Here is a 15,989-nt window from a genome sequence, read left to right as displayed (position 1 = left end):
CCATGTCAAAGCTGCGACATCAGGCCCGGATGTAGGCAGTTGATCGAAAGATGCGAGACAGATATTCATTCACGGATGTGAATATCTCGTGTCATGCGAAACTAGGCCCTATCCGGGGTCGGACGATGAATTGGAGACCTCGGTGGACTATACCGCGAAACTCGACGCAGCCATTGAAAAGCTACACGAAGAGGGGCGTTACCGGACCTTCATCGATATCGAACGGCGCAAGGGACATTTCCCGCATGCGGTCTGGACCCGTCCGGATGGCAGCGAAACAGACATCACCGTCTGGTGTGGCAATGATTATCTGGGCATGGGGCAGCACCCCGTTGTTCTGGACGCGATGCAGGAAGCGATTGAATCAACCGGCGCCGGATCGGGCGGGACCCGCAATATTTCGGGTACCACGGTCTATCACAAACGGCTCGAGGCCGAGCTGGCCGATCTGCACGGCAAGGAAGCATCCCTGCTGTTCACCAGCGCCTATATCGCCAATGACGCGACGCTGAGCACGCTGCCGAAACTGTTTCCGGGTCTGATCATCTATTCGGATGCATTGAACCACGCCTCGATGATCGAAGGCGTGCGCCGCAATGGCGGGGCCAAACGGATTTTCCGTCACAATGATGTGGCGCATCTGCGCGAGCTGCTCGAAGCTGATGACCCGGCTGCGCCCAAGCTGATCGCCTTTGAATCTGTTTATTCGATGGACGGCGATTTTGGCCCGATCAAAGAGCTCTGTGATCTGGCCGACGAATTCGGCGCGCTGACCTATATCGACGAAGTCCACGCCGTGGGCATGTATGGTCCGCGCGGTGGCGGGGTCACCGAGCGTGACAACCTGGCCCATCGCATCGACATCATCAACGGCACGCTGGCCAAGGCCTATGGCGTGATGGGTGGATATATCGCCGCCAGCGCAAAAATGTGTGATGCCATCCGCTCTTATGCGCCGGGCTTCATCTTTACCACGTCGCTGCCGCCCGCAGTTGCCGCCGGTGCAGCCGCGTCAGTGGCGCATCTGAAAACGGCGCAGGACCTGCGCGACACGCATCATGACCGGGCCAAGGTTCTGAAACTGCGGCTCAAGGGGTTGGGTCTGCCGATTATTGATCATGGCAGCCACATCGTGCCCGTGATCGTGGGTGACCCGGTCCACACCAAAAAGTTGAGCGACATGCTGTTGGAAGACCACGGCATCTATGTCCAGCCGATCAATTACCCGACCGTCCCACGCGGCACCGAACGCCTGCGGTTCACCCCGTCTCCGGTACACGGTCCGTCCGAAATCGATGCACTGGTGCGTGCAATGGACGCTCTTTGGTCCCATTGTGCGCTGAATCGTGCCGAATTAGCAGGTTAACCTTCATACCCGTGCAATAATTCTTGGGGTATGCTACGGTTCTGTTAATGAAAAGGTGCCATCGAATCGTTGCAGGGATTCATCGGTATCTTGGGGCGAATGCGGCAGGCAGAACGTAGGACGGCAAGAATGATTGGGCGCATCAGACAGCGCAGGGCCAAGACCGAGGAGGTTGTAGAACCCAAAGGGTTTGACGACTTTGAGTTGCGTCTTGGAGATGTCATGCGGGGCGAGCGGGCCACGATGGGGAAATCGTTGCTTGACGTGCAACGAGAGCTCAAGATCAAAGCCAGCTACATTGCCGCCATCGAAAACTCAGATCCCTCCGTCTTTGATACACCTGGCTTCATTGCCGGGTATGTTCGCTCTTATGCCCGTTATCTGAACATGGACCCTGATCAGGCCTATGGCACTTTCTGTTCCGAAAGTGGCTTTGCCGTCGCCCATGGGATGTCCGAACAGGCTTCCAGCCAAAAGAAAGACGCCCCCGGAATCGTTTCAGGGGCTCCGCGGGCGCGCGATCCATTTGCCTCGCCGAACATGCCGTTTGCGCCTGTGAACGAAAGTGTCTTCAGCCATATTGAACCGCGGGCCATCGGGTCGACCTTTGTTCTATTGGCCCTGATCGGTGGCATTGGCTATGGCGGCTGGTCGGTTCTGAAGGAAGTCCAGCAGGTGCAGTTTGCGCCAGTGGAACAGACGCCGACCGTTCTGTCGGATCTGGACCCATTGGATGGCGCGACCCGCAGCGTCGAGGCGACGACAACGGACGCGCTGGACCGGCTTTATCGCCCGCAGGCGCTGGATGTGCCGGTTCTGGTTGCGCGTGATGCGCCGATTTCGACCCTTGATCCGCGCAGTGTTGGAAGCTTTAGGGCACCGTCGCTGCCACAGGTTCAATTGGCCGGAGCGACCGGACCGCTGGGATTGCAGCAATCAGTGGACAATGCCATCGCACAGGCGATTCCGCAGGTGCTCGAACCGGTGTCTGAGAACATGGTGATGGTTGCCGTTCGGACGTCGTGGGTCAGGGTGCGGGCGGCTGATGGCTCGGTCATCTACGAGGCGACAATGGCGCCCGGCGATACCTACGAGATTCCGCTGACTGAAGAGCCGCCAGTTTTGCGGGCCGGCGAATCCGGTGCGATATATTTTGCAATGGATGGCCAGCACTACGGCCCTCTTGGCGGGCGAGGACGGGTCACCAAGAATTTTGCGATGTCCAAAGACCTGATCTCGGATCAATTCGCCGTTGCCGATCTGGAGCAGGACAGCAACATTGAGTTGAAGCGCTATGTTGAGGCCAAATCCTTGGCTGTGCCGACTACGGGCGCAACAACAGACTGAGTCCAAATCTGATGTGCGGTTAATCCGTAGACGATGGCGGGGTGGCATTGTCACGGACCCATGACCGGCTTATCTATGCGCTATAGTCTTAGCCACAGCCGGAATCCCGATCCCATGTCTCACAATCCCATCCGTCCATGGCGTGATATCGCGCGTCGCAAGAGCCGCCAGATCATGGTGGGCAATGTTCCTGTTGGTGGGGATGCGCCGATTGCCGTGCAGACCATGACCAACACGCTGACCACCGATGTGGCCGCCACAATTGCACAGGTTCAGGCGGCAGCCGAGGCCGGCGCCGATCTGGTCCGGGTTTCGGTTCCGGACGAAGCGTCCGCCAAAGCGCTGAAGGAGATCGTCGCCGAGAGCCCGGTGCCGATCATCGCCGACATTCATTTCCATTACCGTCGCGGGATCGAGGCCGCCGAGGCAGGGGCCGCCTGTCTGCGCATTAATCCGGGCAATATCGGCAGCAAAGAGCGGGTGCGCGAAGTCATTTCCGCTGCGCGCGATCACGGCTGTTCCATGCGCATCGGGGTGAATGCCGGGTCGCTGGAAAAGCACCTGTTGGAGAAATACGGCGAACCCTGCCCGGATGCGATGGTGGAAAGCGGGTTGGAACATATCCGTATTCTGCAAGACCATGATTTTCACGACTATAAAATCAGCGTCAAGGCGTCGGATGTGTTCATGTCGGCCGCCGCGTATCAGATGCTGGCCGAAGCCACCGACGCCCCCATCCACCTGGGCATCACCGAAGCGGGTGGGTTTGTGTCCGGCACCATCAAATCAGCGATTGGGCTGGGACAGCTGCTGTGGATGGGCATTGGTGACACGATCCGGGTGTCACTGTCTGCCGATCCGGTTGAAGAGGTCAAAGTTGGCTTTGAAATCCTGAAATCGCTGGGTCTGCGCCACCGCGGCGTCAATATCATCTCTTGCCCGTCCTGCGCGCGCCAGGGGTTCAACGTGATCAAGACCGTTGAACAGCTGGAAGAGCGTCTGGCCCATATTCACACCCCTATGAGCCTGTCGATCATTGGCTGCGTGGTGAATGGCCCCGGCGAGGCGCTGATGACAGATGTCGGGTTTACCGGCGGCGGGGCAGGGTCCGGTATGGTCTATCTGGCGGGCAAGTCCAGCCACAAACTCGACAATGATCAGATGGTGGACCACATCGTCGAACAGGTCGAACGCAAGGCCGCCGAACTGGAAGCGGCCCATGCCCAAGGCGACGACATTTCAAAGTAATGCGGTAATCTAAGAGCGGACAAAGGGCGGGGAATTCCCCGCCCTTTGTTTATTTGAAGCGACATAGCGATGAGGGCTGATGGTGTGGCCATCCCATCCGCATCACGGTCTAATCAGCCGCGTTGTTCGGCGACAACCAAGGCCATCTGGTCAGCAGGCAGGAAGCCGCGCAGCAGTTCATCTTCGACGACAAAGGTCGGCGTGCCCGAGATTTTGAGCCGCTGGGCCAGGGCCCGGGTCTGTTGGAGCTCCTGAGAGACCTCGGGGGCGTTCATGCCGTCCATGACGGCATCCGCGTCCAGTCCCAGACCTTCGGCCAACCGACGCAATGACACTTCGTTGGGTTCGCCGCTGAATTCGATCAGGGCATCATGAACCTGCTTGTAAGCGTCATTGCCCGCAACATGTTTGACGGCCACGGCAAAGCGGGAAGACAGAACCGACGCTTCGCCCAATATCGGGAATTCCTTGATCACCAGACGGATATTACCATCCTGCTTCAACAGCTGTGCAATTTCGGGAACGGCGCGGCGGCAATAGCCACAGCGGTAATCCATGAATTCGACCACGGTGATGTCTCCGTCAGGGTTGCCACCCACCCAGGAATACCCGTCGTTGACCAACTCCTGTTTGTTCTCGGCAACCAGCTCAACATCCGCCTGGGCCTCGGCCTGGGCTTGACGCTGTTCCAGAAGTTCGACGGCTTCCAGGATCACCTGGGGGTTGTCCAGCAGGTAGGCGCGGATTTCGGCGCGAAAGGCAGCGCGGTCTTCATCGGACATGGCCTGGAGGTCCAGGGCGGTTGCCGGAGCGGCCAAAAGGGTCAGTGCGGCGGCTGCGGCCCGCACGGTCCGCAGGGAATGTGTCAGTCGGATCATCGTTTCTTTTTTCCTTTTGCGAAACGTTCGGAGGCTATCAGCACGTCTTGTGCCCGACGCCAGGCAGCAGACCCACGCGGCAAGAGCGCGCTGGCCCGTTTGGCGTGCAGACCCGCGTCATTCAGGCGGCCCTGCAAGGCGTATCTTTCGGCGGTTACTACGGCGGCCATACCAGATTGCCCGGTCTTGGCATAGGCGACGGACATATCCCGCAGCAGGCGCGCATCCCGCCAATCCCGCGATCGTGCCTTTTCAAGGGTCTGAATGGCGGATTTGGGCTGACCGGCGGCCAATTGGGCCCGGCCATAACCGCTGAGAATCTGGGCGTTTTGGGGGGCCTGGCTGACCGCCTGTCCATAGGCGTTCAGCGCCTCGTTCCAACGCCGGTTCTCCATATAGATCTGGCCTTTGAGCTCGAGGTAGAAGGGATCGTTGGGACGCAGCGCCAATGCTTTGTTCAGCGCGCTTATGCTTTTCTCGAATTTGCCTTGGCGGTGATGGGCAACTGCTTCGCGCATCAGGCGTACGTCCTTGTATTTCTCTTCGGCCACCCGACGCAGGGTCCATTTGGGGGACCTGGTAAAGGCCGAAACCTTGCCACGCGCCCGTGCGAACCAATAGGCGGTATCGGGGTTGGCGGTTTCCTTGCCACCGTGGGCTGCGACATAGGCCTGGGCGGCGCGCAGCCGGTCGCGGGTCAGCGGGTGGGACCGGGTATAGGGATCCTGACGACTGACGCTCAGCACTTCCTGCCCGGCAAAGGCCTGGTGCAGATCGACAAGCGCCTGTGGCGATACGCCAGCCGACGTCAGATAGGAGGCAGCAGATCGATCCGCTGACGCCTCTTCGGCGCGGGTGTGGGACAAAAATACCCGCTGGGCGGCGCTTTGTGTGCCGATGGCGATGCCGCCGGCTGCCTCGCCCCCACCTGCTGCCGCGGCCAACGCGGCCAGCGCCAGACCCAATCCGGCAGCGGTGCGCGCCGATTGCAGATTGGCGGTCCGGCGGGCCAGATGCCCATTGGTGATATGGGCGGCTTCATGGGCAATGACGGCCTGCAACATTCCGGCGCTATCGACCTTGAGGATCAACCCGTAGTTCAGAAAAATCGCCTGATTGTCGAGAACAAAGGCATTGAAGGCCGGATCGTCCACCAGCAGAATATGGGTCCGCGACTGGCTCAGGCCCGAGGCCCGCAGAACCGGAGAGGCGATCTGACGCAGCGCATGTTCGATATCCGGGTCGCGCAGCAGCGATACGGCGGCGGCAGGCAGCGCAGAGACCACCGTCAACACTGCCGTCAGCACCATTGCCGGGATTGACGCCACACGAGATACACGTTCAAAAGCCATGCGCGCACCATGGGAGAAGCACATGCGAAACTCAACCCGGTCACAGGTCGATCCCTTCATTGTGATGGATGTTATGGAAGCCGCCCGCCGGGCCGAAGAGGACGGGCGCCATATTATCCATATGGAAGTCGGCCAGCCTGGAACAGGGGCACCCAAACAGGCGACGCAGGCGCTGTCGCAGGTTCTGGAGACCGAGGCTTTGGGCTATACCGTGGCGCTTGGGTTGCCTGCATTGCGCCAACGGATCGCGAAACTCTATGGAGAGTGGTATGATGTGGACCTGAACCCGGATCGGGTGATTGTCACGCCGGGGTCCTCGGGGGCGTTTCTGCTGGCCTTTACAGCCCTGTTTGACAGCGGTGACCGGGTTGGCATCGGGGCACCCGGATATCCGTCGTACCGTCAGATCCTGAGCGCATTGGGGCTGGTGCCGGTGGACATTCAGACAGCGGCGGAAAATCGCCTGCAACCGGTGGCGGCTGACCTGGAGGGATTGGATCTGGCCGGGCTGATGGTGGCCTCGCCTGCGAATCCAACGGGTACGATGCTGGATCGCGATTCTATGGCGTCCTTGGTGGATGCAGCCGCTGCACAAAATGCCAGCTTTATCAGCGACGAGATCTATCATGGGCTGGAGTATGAGGCCAAGGCCGTCACGGCGCTGGAGGTGACGGACGAATGTTACGTCATCAATTCCTTCTCCAAATACTTCTCGATGACGGGTTGGCGCGTTGGCTGGATGGTGGTTCCCGAAGATCAGGTTCGTGTGGTCGAACGGATTGCGCAGAACATGTTTATCTGTGCGCCACATGCCAGCCAGGTTGCCGCCCTGGCCGCAATGGAATGTGACACGGAATTGCAGGCTAATCTGGATGTTTACAAGGCAAACCGCGCCCTGATGCTTGATGGGTTGCCCAAAGCCGGGTTCAGCAAAATCGCGCCGCCGGATGGGGCGTTTTATGTCTATGCCGATGTGTCCGATCTGACCCAGGACAGCCGTGCCTTTGCCGCCGAGATCCTGGAAAAGGCCGGGGTCGCCGTTACGCCGGGGTTGGATTTTGATCCGGTCCGCGGCGCGACGACCTTGCGGTTTTCCTATGCACGCGCAACGGCGGACATTCGCGAAGGTCTGTCGCGGCTCGCGACCTTCATGGCGAACCGAAGCTGAGCCCAGCGTGAAAAACGGGCAGGATCAGGCACGGGCGGTTTGCAACACATCGCCTGATGCGTATCCTGCGCGCAAACGGTATGACCCGGATGACAGGATAAGAGTGATGAGCAGGTTCCTTTCTGTGTGGGCGGCCGCGATCTGGCTGGTGGTTTTGGTGCCTGCCGGCTGGGCTCAGGATTTTAGTGCCTTGGCCCGGATTCTTCCGCAGGACAGTCGGATCACGGACCACGGGCGCGACGGGGTTTCCATCCAGCTGTCGCTGAGCCAGGGCGTGCCTTTTCGGCTGTTTACCTTGGCAGACCCCGAACGTCTGGTCCTGGACTTCCAGGAAGTCGATTGGACCGGGTTGGATGCGGACACATTGGTGGGGACTGATCGCATCGCGCAGGTCAAATTTGGCACCTATGTACCGGGATGGACCCGGATGGTTGTACAGCTGAACGGGCCGATGCAGGTTGGACAGGCAGCCATGCAGGTGGATGAAGTCACGGCCGGAGCCCAATTGACCCTGACCCTGCTCCCCGTCGAAATGGACGTGTTCGACGCACAGGCAGGCCCGCCACATGACCCCCGCTGGGACTTGCCCGCAGCTGAGGATCTGGTCGGGGGTGTTGACCGTGATCCTGATGCACCCTTGCGCGTGGTCCTGGACGCGGGACATGGTGGTATCGACCCAGGGGCAGAAGTCGGTCAGGTGATTGAAAAACACCTGATGCTGCGGTTCGCCCGCGAATTGCGCGATGTGCTGGTGCGGGCGGGCGGGTTTGACGTTCTGCTGCTGCGTGACGGGGACCATTTCGTGTCGTTGGAGCGCCGGGTGGCTTTGGCGCATCAGGCGCAGGCGGATGTGTTTCTTTCGTTGCACGCCGATGCGCTCTCCGAAGGTCTGGCCCATGGAGCGACGGTGTACATGCTGTCGGACGAAGCGTCGGATGTGGCGTCGGCCAAACTGGCGGAACGCCACGACCGCGAGGATCTGCTGGCGGGAGCGGACCTGAGCACGGTGGATGATCAGGTGACGGATGTATTGCTGGATCTGGCGCGTCAGGAAACCCGCCCGCGCACCTATGCGCTGGCGTCGGCGCTGGTCGAGGCCATGGCGCAGACGGGGGGACCCATGAACCGGCGCCCGCTGCGCAAGGCCGGGTTTTCTGTGCTGAAGTCTGCCGATATTCCGTCGGTGTTGATCGAGCTTGGATTTTTGTCGAGCCCTCGGGATCTCAAGAATCTGACCGATCCGGCGTGGCGCGCGGCGATGGCGGGTGCCATTCGCAGCGGATTGCAGGAGTGGCGTGATGCGGACGCGGCGCGACGGGCTTTGGTGCGCCAATAGAGAGTGTTTGCTGGCTGCGGCGCGGTCAGGAGCGAGGGGCCGGCCCCTCGCACTCCCCGGAGTTTTTCGGGCAAGATGAAGGAGCAGAAGCTTGGCCAAATTAATCTGGATGACGGATCTGCATTTTGCCCGCCGCGGATTGGTGGTGGGACATGACCCACGTGTGCGGGTTCAACAGGCGGTCAAGTTTGTCTGTGATCACCTGGCAGATGGCGACCTGTGCCTGATTTCCGGAGATATGGTCGAGCTGGCACAGCCAGACGAATACCAGGCCCTAAGGACGCTATTGGCCGAATTGCCGATGCCGGTCTGTCCGATGGTTGGCAATCATGATGACCGATCAATGTTGCGCGCTGCGTTTGCGTTGCCGGGGCAGGTCATGGATGCGTTCGTGCAATATGCGGTTGAGGTCGGAGATGTGGTGCTGATCTGCCTGGACACACTGATCCCGGGAGAAGCGGCCGGATTTTTGTGTGACGCCCGTCTGGCGTGGCTGGAGGCGCAATTGCACAGGGCGGCGGGGCGTCCTGTGGTCGTTGCGATGCATCATCCGCCCCTGGCGCTGGGGCTGGACATGCTGGATCCCGACAATTTGACGAACGGAACCCAGTTGTTGGATTTGCTGGAAAAATTCCCCAACGTTGTGCAGTTCCTGGCAGGGCATGTGCACAGGCCGATTTCTGGTGTCGTGCGCGGGATCGGGTTTCGGACCCAGCGCGCAGTTCTGTATCAGGCCCCAGCCCCTGTGCCGCGTTGGGATTGGGGTAGTTTCACACCACCGGCCGAGGCACCCGGTTTGGGGGTTGTGTCTGTCGAAACCGGCCAAGTTACGGTGCAGGATTTGCAGTTCTGCCCCTATGAAATCGGTGGTGCCGCAATACAGCCGTGAATTTCTGCTCTGATCCGGCATATATCCGCCGTATCTGGTTTTGACCCCATGCGCTTGCGCCCCTATATAAACGCTACCGCTCAAAAGAGGCCTCACTGTGCTCAGGTTCATTCTATCTTTCTTCGGCTCGATCTTCAGCACTGTGACGCTGGGCATTGCCATGGTGGCCATAACCATCGGTGGTATTTTCTGGATGTATGGGCGCGATCTGCCCAGCCATGAATCCTTGGCGCAGTATCAACCCCCCACCATCAGCCGAATCTATTCCGGCAAGGGGACTTTGATTGACGAATTCGCCAAAGAGCGGCGATTGTTCACCCCGTCCGAGGATATCCCGGACATGATCAAACAGGCGTTCATCAGCGCCGAGGACAAGAATTTTTATCACCACAAGGGGTATGACACCCGCGGGATCGCAGCCGCCGCGTTTGAGGCCGTACAGTCGCGCGGGGCCAATGTGCGGGGGGCATCGACCATCACCCAGCAGGTGATGAAGAACTTTTTGCTGTCGGGGGACCGCAAGGCCGAGCGCAAGATCAAGGAAATAATCCTGGCGTCGCGGCTCGAAGAGACGCTGGACAAGGAAGCGATCCTCGAACTGTACCTGAACGAGATCTTTCTGGGTCAAAACTCATATGGTGTGACGGCGGCTGCGCAGACCTATTTCAACAAAACGCTGAGTGAACTGGCCCCGCATGAGGCGGCCTTCCTGGCGTCGCTGCCCAAGGCACCGTCCGATTATCATCCTGTACGACGCAAGGATCGCCTGCTGGCGCGGCGTAATTTTGTGCTCAAGGAAATGATGGAAAATGGCTATATCGATCAGGCGACATACGACGTTGAAGTCGATTTGCCGTTGCGGTCGGTTCAGAATGGCGATTTCGCCAGCTTCCGCACAGCGCTGCCACCCCGGGATTATTTCACCGATGAAATCAGGCGTCAGTTGAGCCGCGATTTTGGCGAGGGTGAATTTTTTACCGGGGGCTTTGCAGTCCGCGCCACCATCGACGAGGAAATGCAGGTCGAGGCGGCAAATGCGCTGCGTAATGCCTTGGAAAAATATGACCGGTCTCGACAGAGATGGCGGGGCACCGGCGTGAAACTCCCGCCCGAAGCGCTGGCCACCGAAGAGGACTGGCGCGCGGCGCTGGGAAATGCGGATGTGTCGCGTGACGTTGATTTCGGCGGCAAATGGCGTCCGGCTGTTGTGCTGGGAATCGCAGACAAGGCTTTGACAGTCGGTATTGAAAACACCGAAGGGACCGGCACGGTTCCGCGTTCGGACATCAAATGGATGAAGGGCAACTTCAGCGATAATTTTGCCGTTGGGGATGTGGTTCTGGTTCGGGCTGGCGAAGACGCCGGGCAATGGTCGCTGCGCCAGGTTCCCGAGGTGCAGGGCGGTTTTGTGGCAATGGATGTCAATACCGGTCGCGTCATTGCAATGCAGGGTGGGTTTTCCTATCAGGCTTCGGTGTTCAACAGGGCAACACAGGCCCAGCGTCAGCCGGGTTCCAGCTTTAAACCTTTTGTCTATGCAGCGGCGTTGGACAGCGGATATAGCCCGGCAACCATCGTGGTGGACGCCCCGATTGAAATCAACACACCGCAGGGGCTGTGGCGGCCCAAGAACGCGTCGCATAAATTCTATGGGCCAACACCGTTGCGCACCGGGATTGAACGGTCTCGGAACCTGATGACGATCCGTCTGGCCCAGGAGATCGGGATGCCGGTGGTGGCATCCTATGCGGAACGGTTTGGCGTGTACGAGGATATGGGGCCGTATCTGGCCAATTCTCTGGGATCCGAGGAAACCACGTTGTTCAAGATGGTGACCGCCTATGCGATGTTCGCCAACGGTGGGGAGCGTATCGAACCGACCTTGGTCGATCGGATTCAGGACCGCAAGGGGAAGACCATCTACCGACATGACGATCGTGATTGCATAGACTGCGCGATCCCGAACCTGCGCGACGGGGCAGCGCCGCAGATCGTGACCAGTCGGGCCCAGGTCATGGACCCGATCACGGCCTATCAGCTGACTTCAATGATGCGTGGCGTCGTCGAACGCGGTACGGCCTCGGGCCGTGTGAAACTGGGGGTGCCGACCGCTGGCAAGACCGGGACCACGAACGAAGCCCGGGATGTCTGGTTCATCGGGTTTACGTCGAACATCGTGGCCGGATGCTATATCGGATACGATCAACCGCGTCCTCTGGGGCGGGGGGCGTCGGGGGGCGGCATGTGCGGGCCGGTGTTCCAGCAATTCATGACCAAGGCGACCGAGAAGTTCGGCGGCGGTCGATTTGCAGTCCCTCCCGGTGGGCATTTCATCAAGATCGACCGCTTTACCGGGGCGCGACTGGCGGACAATGCCAGCGGCGAATATGTGGTGGCCGAATACTTCCGGGATGGAGCCGAGCCGATTTTTGGTCTGACCTATGATGGTGGATTTGCTCTGGGGTCGAACCTTCCGCTGTTTGAAGAAGTGTCGCAAAGCGGACGCCAGGTCACCACCTCGACCGGCGAAACCGCCGTGGTTGGTCCCAAGGCAAGTTCGGGGACGATCAGTTCGGGGGGATTGTATTGATCTGCTTTCAGGTGGCGTTGTTGCCACCCGAGATGCCGTTGGTCGATTTGAACTGCGATGGCGCAGTTTTTTCAGTGCGAACGCCAACTCAATGCAATCAACCGCCCCGGTCAGCTTGAGAAGTTCGCCAGCCCTTGCTATCAGGCAAGTCGCAACAGTTGTCAGGAAATTCCAATGCGCGCCGAGACCCAGAACATCGTGGCCGAGATCGAAAAGTCGCTTGAGCTTTTGGCTCAGCGGTTGGACTGGGAAACCGCGCCGCATCGGCTCGAGGAATTTGATGCGCGTGTCGAAGACCCGAACCTGTGGGATGACCCGGACGCCGCCCAGAAGCTGATGCGCGAACGTCAGAGTCTGGTTGATGCCATGGGAACTTACACCGGGATCAAACAGGATCTGTCGGACAATATCGAGCTCATTGAACTGGGTGAGATGGAAGAGGACGAAGAGGTCATCAAAGACGCCGAAGAGGCGATCAAGACGCTCAAGATCAAGGCCGGTGAAAAGGAACTGGAAGCGCTGCTGGACGGTGAAGCCGACGGCAACGACACCTTTCTGGAGATCAACTCGGGTGCGGGTGGGACCGAAAGCTGTGACTGGGCGTCGATGCTGGCGCGGATGTACATCCGATGGGCCGAAAAAAAGGGCTATAAGGTGGAATTGCAGTCCGAAAGTGCCGGGGAAGAGGCCGGGATCAAATCCGCCGCTTACAAGATTTCCGGCCACAACGCCTATGGGTGGTTAAAATCGGAAAGCGGTGTGCACCGGCTGGTGCGGATTTCGCCCTTTGACAGCGCGGCCAAACGCCATACGTCTTTCACTTCGGTCAAAGTGTACCCGGTGGTGGATGACAATATCGAAATCGAGGTGAACCCGGCCGATATTCGTATCGACACCTACCGGTCGTCGGGGGCAGGCGGTCAGCACGTCAACACCACCGACTCCGCCGTGCGGATCACCCACCATCCCACTGGGATCGTTGTGACCTCTTCGGAAAAGTCGCAGCACCAGAACCGGGATATCGCGATGAAGGCCCTGAAATCACGGTTGTATCAGATGGAGTTGGACAAGCGGTCTGCGCTGGTCAACGAGGCGCATGAAAACGCCGGGGATGCGGGGTGGGGCAACCAGATCCGGTCTTACGTGCTGCAACCTTACCAGATGGTCAAGGACCTGCGCACCAACCATGAAACCTCGGACACCAAGGGCGTGCTGGATGGTGATCTGGACGGTTTCATGGCGGCGACGTTGGCGTTGAATGTGGCCGGCAAGAGCCGCTCTGAGGCGCAGGGCGACTAACCGGCGCCCAAACCAATGGATTGATTGTGCAAGGCCGGATTTGTCCGGCCTTTTTCATGTCTGCAAAGATGCCCAGGTTCAATGTGCTCGCGCCAGGTCCGCTGATCCATGCGGTCGTCATATTTGTGGACCGCGCCATCGCAGGCAAGCCCGCGTTATTTTTTGACGGTTTGGATAAGATGTTTTTCATCTGTGGGTTTTTTTACAAAATTCCCCCGGTTAGGCTGATCAAAAGATACATCGGGATATTTGAACATGTCGCAGCCTATGCGAAGCGCTACTGAAATTCTGACGGATCTGTCAGCAGGTCGGTTGACGGCTGAGGAGGTGATGCGCCAGACGCTGGACCGGATTGCACAGGTCAATGGCGCGGTGAATGCCATTGTGGGTCTGCGGGACGAAGAGGAATTGATGCAGGAGGCACGGGCGGCGGATCAAAATGCCCCGCGTGGACCGCTGCACGGGCTGCCGATGGCGGTGAAGGATCTGGTCAACGTGCGCGGTGTCCGGTCAACCGGTGGGGTGCTGATCAAAAAGGACTTTATCCCCACCGAAGATGATCTGTTGGCCGCTCGGCTGCGTGCGGCCGGGGCGATCCTGATCGGCAAGACCAACGTGCCGGAAATGGGGCTGGGGTCGCACACGTTCAACCGCGTCTACGGCGCGACTGCAAACCCCTATGACATGTCGCGCAGTTGCGGGGGGTCGTCCGGCGGCGCTGCGGTGGCTCTGGCGACTGGAATGGTGGCGCTGGCGGATGGATCCGACATGATGGGCAGCCTGCGCAATCCGGCGGCCTGGAACAATGTCTATGGTTTCCGCCCCAGCTGGGGGCGGGTGCCTTCCGGCCCGAGCGGCGACATGTACCTGCATCAGCTGTCCACGCTGGGCCCTATGGCCCGAACACCCCAGGACATTGCCCTGTTGCTGGATGTTCTGGCCGGGCCGCACCCGCAGATCCCATTGGCCTTGCCTCGGGAAGAGATGGCACCGCTGCCCGCAACCGAATGTTCGGGGATGCGCATTGGTTGGCTGGGGGATTGGGGCGGGGCGTTCCCGATGGAAAACGGCATCATGGCGCTGTGCGATCGTGCGCTGGGTGCGTTTTCGGACATGGGCTGTCACGTCGATCATCTGCCAGCGCCCTTTCCCCGGGAAAAAATATGGGAGAGCTGGGTCACCCTTCGATCCTGGGCCGTCGCGGGCGAGTTGTTTGATCTGCAACAGCAGGGGGCCGAGCTCAAGGACACGGCGGTCTGGGAAATGGAACGGGGGATGGCGCTGACTGCGGCACAGATCCAAATCGCCTCCGAGTTCCGTTCCGAGTGGTTCCGGGCCTGCGCGCAGCTGTTTGAAACCTATGACGCGTTGATCCTGCCGTCGGCGCAGGTCTGGCCGTTCCCGATCGAACAGCCCTATCCCAAACAAATCGCCGGACAGGAAATGGACACCTATCACCGCTGGATGGAGGTGGTCATACCGGTCAGCCTGTTGGGGCTGCCCAGCCTGGCGGTTCCGGCTGGATTTGGTGCCGATGGGCTGCCGATGGGGGTGCAAATATTCGGCAGGCTTGGAGGAGACCGCCGGATTCTGTCATTGGGTGCGGCATATCACGCACATACCCAATGGCCGCAAAAGGCCCCCCCGTCCGATCCGGTCTGAGACAAGAAGAACAAGAGGGAGGAGAACACGAGTATGGAGAAAGCATTTGGGGTGCCCGCATTTCGCCCCATGACCCCCGCCATTCTACGCCAGGCACTGCGCCAGGGAATGGCCGATTTCCGCGCAGCCCCGCTGTACGGTCTGATTTTTGCCGGGTTTTACATTCTGGTCGGGTGGTTGATGCTGTGGGTCACGGCCAGCACGGGCACCACCTTTTGGCTGGTCCTTGCTGCTATCGGGTTTCCGTTGATCGGCCCGTTTGCAGCAGTTGGGTGTTACGAGGTCTCGCACAGGCTCAGCCAGGGCGAGCCGCTGGATTTGCCGGCGATTTTTGGCGTGGTTCTGTATCAGGGGCGGCGTCAGCTGCCATCGATCTGCGCCATTATCGTTGTGGTGTTTCTGTTCTGGTTTTTCCTGGGGCACATGATCTTTGCCTTGTTTCTGGGCCTGTCGACCATGACCAATATCTCGTCCTCCGTCGAAGTGTTCCTAAGCCTGAACGGGGTAACCATGCTGGCCGTCGGATCCGCCGTGGGGGCGCTGTTTGCGCTGCTGCTGTATATGATCACGGTGATTGCATTGCCGCTGTTGCTGGATCGCGAAGTCGACTTTGTCACCGCGATGATTGCCAGCTTTCAATACGTTCTGGGGAACCCGGTGCCGATGCTGGCCTGGGCCGTGTTTATCGCTGCGCTGACCTTTGCCGCGCTGCTTCCGGGTTTCTTGGGGTTGTTTGTGGTGTTGCCGTTGATGGGGCACACCAGCTGGCATGTTTACCAACTGGTTGCGATCAAAGAGAACGAAGACGGGGTGATCCTGCATCAAGGTGTGGATCCCGCGTAGCTCCATGAACG

At 59.6% G+C, this 15,989-nt stretch carries 13 protein-coding genes; 11 read left to right on the top strand and 2 right to left on the bottom strand.

What is annotated here, in order from left to right:
* The first annotated feature begins 142 nt into the window (after positions 1-142).
* The 3 genes from hemA (at position 143) to ispG (ending at position 3,961) form a co-directional block, all read left to right on the top strand.
* Positions 143-1,366 (top strand): 5-aminolevulinate synthase, encoded by a 1,224-nt coding sequence (hemA, locus tag K3727_13755; GenBank protein UWQ89868.1) that lies wholly within the window; start codon positions 143-145, stop codon positions 1,364-1,366.
* 129 nt (positions 1,367-1,495) lie between these two features.
* Positions 1,496-2,713, top strand: a complete 1,218-nt coding sequence (locus tag K3727_13750; GenBank protein ID UWQ89867.1) for a DUF4115 domain-containing protein — start codon at positions 1,496-1,498, stop codon at positions 2,711-2,713.
* Positions 2,714-2,827: 114 nt separating this feature from the next.
* Positions 2,828-3,961: a flavodoxin-dependent (E)-4-hydroxy-3-methylbut-2-enyl-diphosphate synthase gene (gene ispG / locus K3727_13745; GenBank protein UWQ89866.1), complete on the top strand. Its 1,134-nt coding sequence runs from the start codon at positions 2,828-2,830 to the stop codon at positions 3,959-3,961.
* A 113-nt stretch (positions 3,962-4,074) separates the two neighbouring features.
* Here the strand turns inward: ispG and K3727_13740 are convergent, their stop codons facing one another.
* Positions 4,075-4,839, bottom strand: coding sequence for a DsbA family protein (locus tag K3727_13740; protein ID UWQ89865.1), 765 nt, complete (start codon positions 4,837-4,839; stop codon positions 4,075-4,077).
* Positions 4,836-6,215 (bottom strand): M48 family metalloprotease, encoded by a 1,380-nt coding sequence (locus tag K3727_13735; GenBank protein UWQ89864.1) that lies wholly within the window; start codon positions 6,213-6,215, stop codon positions 4,836-4,838. The genes K3727_13740 and K3727_13735 overlap by 4 nt, the downstream gene beginning before the upstream one ends.
* On the opposite strand from K3727_13735, the gene K3727_13730 reads away from it, so the two are divergent.
* From K3727_13730 to K3727_13695, 8 genes are all read left to right on the top strand, one after another.
* Positions 6,214-7,359 (top strand): aminotransferase class I/II-fold pyridoxal phosphate-dependent enzyme, encoded by a 1,146-nt coding sequence (locus K3727_13730; protein UWQ89863.1) that lies wholly within the window; start codon positions 6,214-6,216, stop codon positions 7,357-7,359. The two genes, K3727_13735 and K3727_13730, sit on opposite strands and share 2 nt — an antisense overlap.
* 106 nt (positions 7,360-7,465) lie before the next feature.
* The gene (locus K3727_13725; protein UWQ89862.1) at positions 7,466-8,695 is read left to right on the top strand and encodes an N-acetylmuramoyl-L-alanine amidase; all 1,230 of its coding nucleotides are present in this window, start codon (positions 7,466-7,468) and stop codon (positions 8,693-8,695) included.
* 91 nt (positions 8,696-8,786) lie between these two features.
* Positions 8,787-9,584, top strand: coding sequence for a metallophosphoesterase (locus tag K3727_13720; protein UWQ89861.1), 798 nt, complete (start codon positions 8,787-8,789; stop codon positions 9,582-9,584).
* A 97-nt stretch (positions 9,585-9,681) separates the two neighbouring features.
* A complete protein-coding gene (locus tag K3727_13715) occupies positions 9,682-12,174 on the top strand; it encodes a PBP1A family penicillin-binding protein (GenBank protein ID UWQ89860.1) in 2,493 nt (830 codons plus the stop codon).
* A 174-nt stretch (positions 12,175-12,348) separates the two neighbouring features.
* Positions 12,349-13,473, top strand: coding sequence for a peptide chain release factor 2 (prfB, locus tag K3727_13710; protein ID UWQ89859.1), 1,125 nt, complete (start codon positions 12,349-12,351; stop codon positions 13,471-13,473).
* 56 nt (positions 13,474-13,529) lie between these two features.
* A complete protein-coding gene (locus tag K3727_13705) occupies positions 13,530-13,757 on the top strand; it encodes a hypothetical protein (GenBank protein ID UWQ89858.1) in 228 nt (75 codons plus the stop codon).
* Positions 13,729-15,135 carry an amidase gene (locus tag K3727_13700; GenBank protein ID UWQ89857.1) on the top strand — a complete coding sequence of 469 codons (1,407 nt, stop codon included), beginning with the start codon at positions 13,729-13,731 and terminating at the stop codon, positions 15,133-15,135. The genes K3727_13705 and K3727_13700 overlap by 29 nt, the downstream gene beginning before the upstream one ends.
* A gap of 33 nt (positions 15,136-15,168) precedes the next feature.
* Positions 15,169-15,978, top strand: a complete 810-nt coding sequence (locus K3727_13695) for a DUF2189 domain-containing protein (protein ID UWQ89856.1) — start codon at positions 15,169-15,171, stop codon at positions 15,976-15,978.
* Positions 15,979-15,989: the final 11 nt, after the last annotated feature.

The sequence above is a fragment of the Rhodobacteraceae bacterium M382 genome, from assembly GCA_025141015.1.
GTDB lineage: Bacteria > Pseudomonadota > Alphaproteobacteria > Rhodobacterales > Rhodobacteraceae > Aliisedimentitalea > Aliisedimentitalea scapharcae.
This window is presented reverse-complemented; position numbering and strand designations above follow the sequence as displayed.

Coding starts and splice junctions, on each gene's coding strand:
- K3727_13705 (UWQ89858.1), top strand. CDS start 13,530: ATGTCTGCAAAGATGCCCAGGTTCAATGTGCTCGCGCCAGGTCCGCTG.
- K3727_13750 (UWQ89867.1), top strand. CDS start 1,496: ATGATTGGGCGCATCAGACAGCGCAGGGCCAAGACCGAGGAGGTTGTA.
- ispG (UWQ89866.1), top strand. CDS start 2,828: ATGTCTCACAATCCCATCCGTCCATGGCGTGATATCGCGCGTCGCAAG.
- K3727_13740 (UWQ89865.1), bottom strand. CDS start 4,839: ATGATCCGACTGACACATTCCCTGCGGACCGTGCGGGCCGCAGCCGCC.
- K3727_13735 (UWQ89864.1), bottom strand. CDS start 6,215: ATGTGCTTCTCCCATGGTGCGCGCATGGCTTTTGAACGTGTATCTCGT.
- prfB (UWQ89859.1), top strand. CDS start 12,349: ATGCGCGCCGAGACCCAGAACATCGTGGCCGAGATCGAAAAGTCGCTT.
- K3727_13700 (UWQ89857.1), top strand. CDS start 13,729: ATGTCGCAGCCTATGCGAAGCGCTACTGAAATTCTGACGGATCTGTCA.
- K3727_13725 (UWQ89862.1), top strand. CDS start 7,466: ATGAGCAGGTTCCTTTCTGTGTGGGCGGCCGCGATCTGGCTGGTGGTT.
- K3727_13730 (UWQ89863.1), top strand. CDS start 6,214: ATGCGAAACTCAACCCGGTCACAGGTCGATCCCTTCATTGTGATGGAT.
- K3727_13695 (UWQ89856.1), top strand. CDS start 15,169: ATGGAGAAAGCATTTGGGGTGCCCGCATTTCGCCCCATGACCCCCGCC.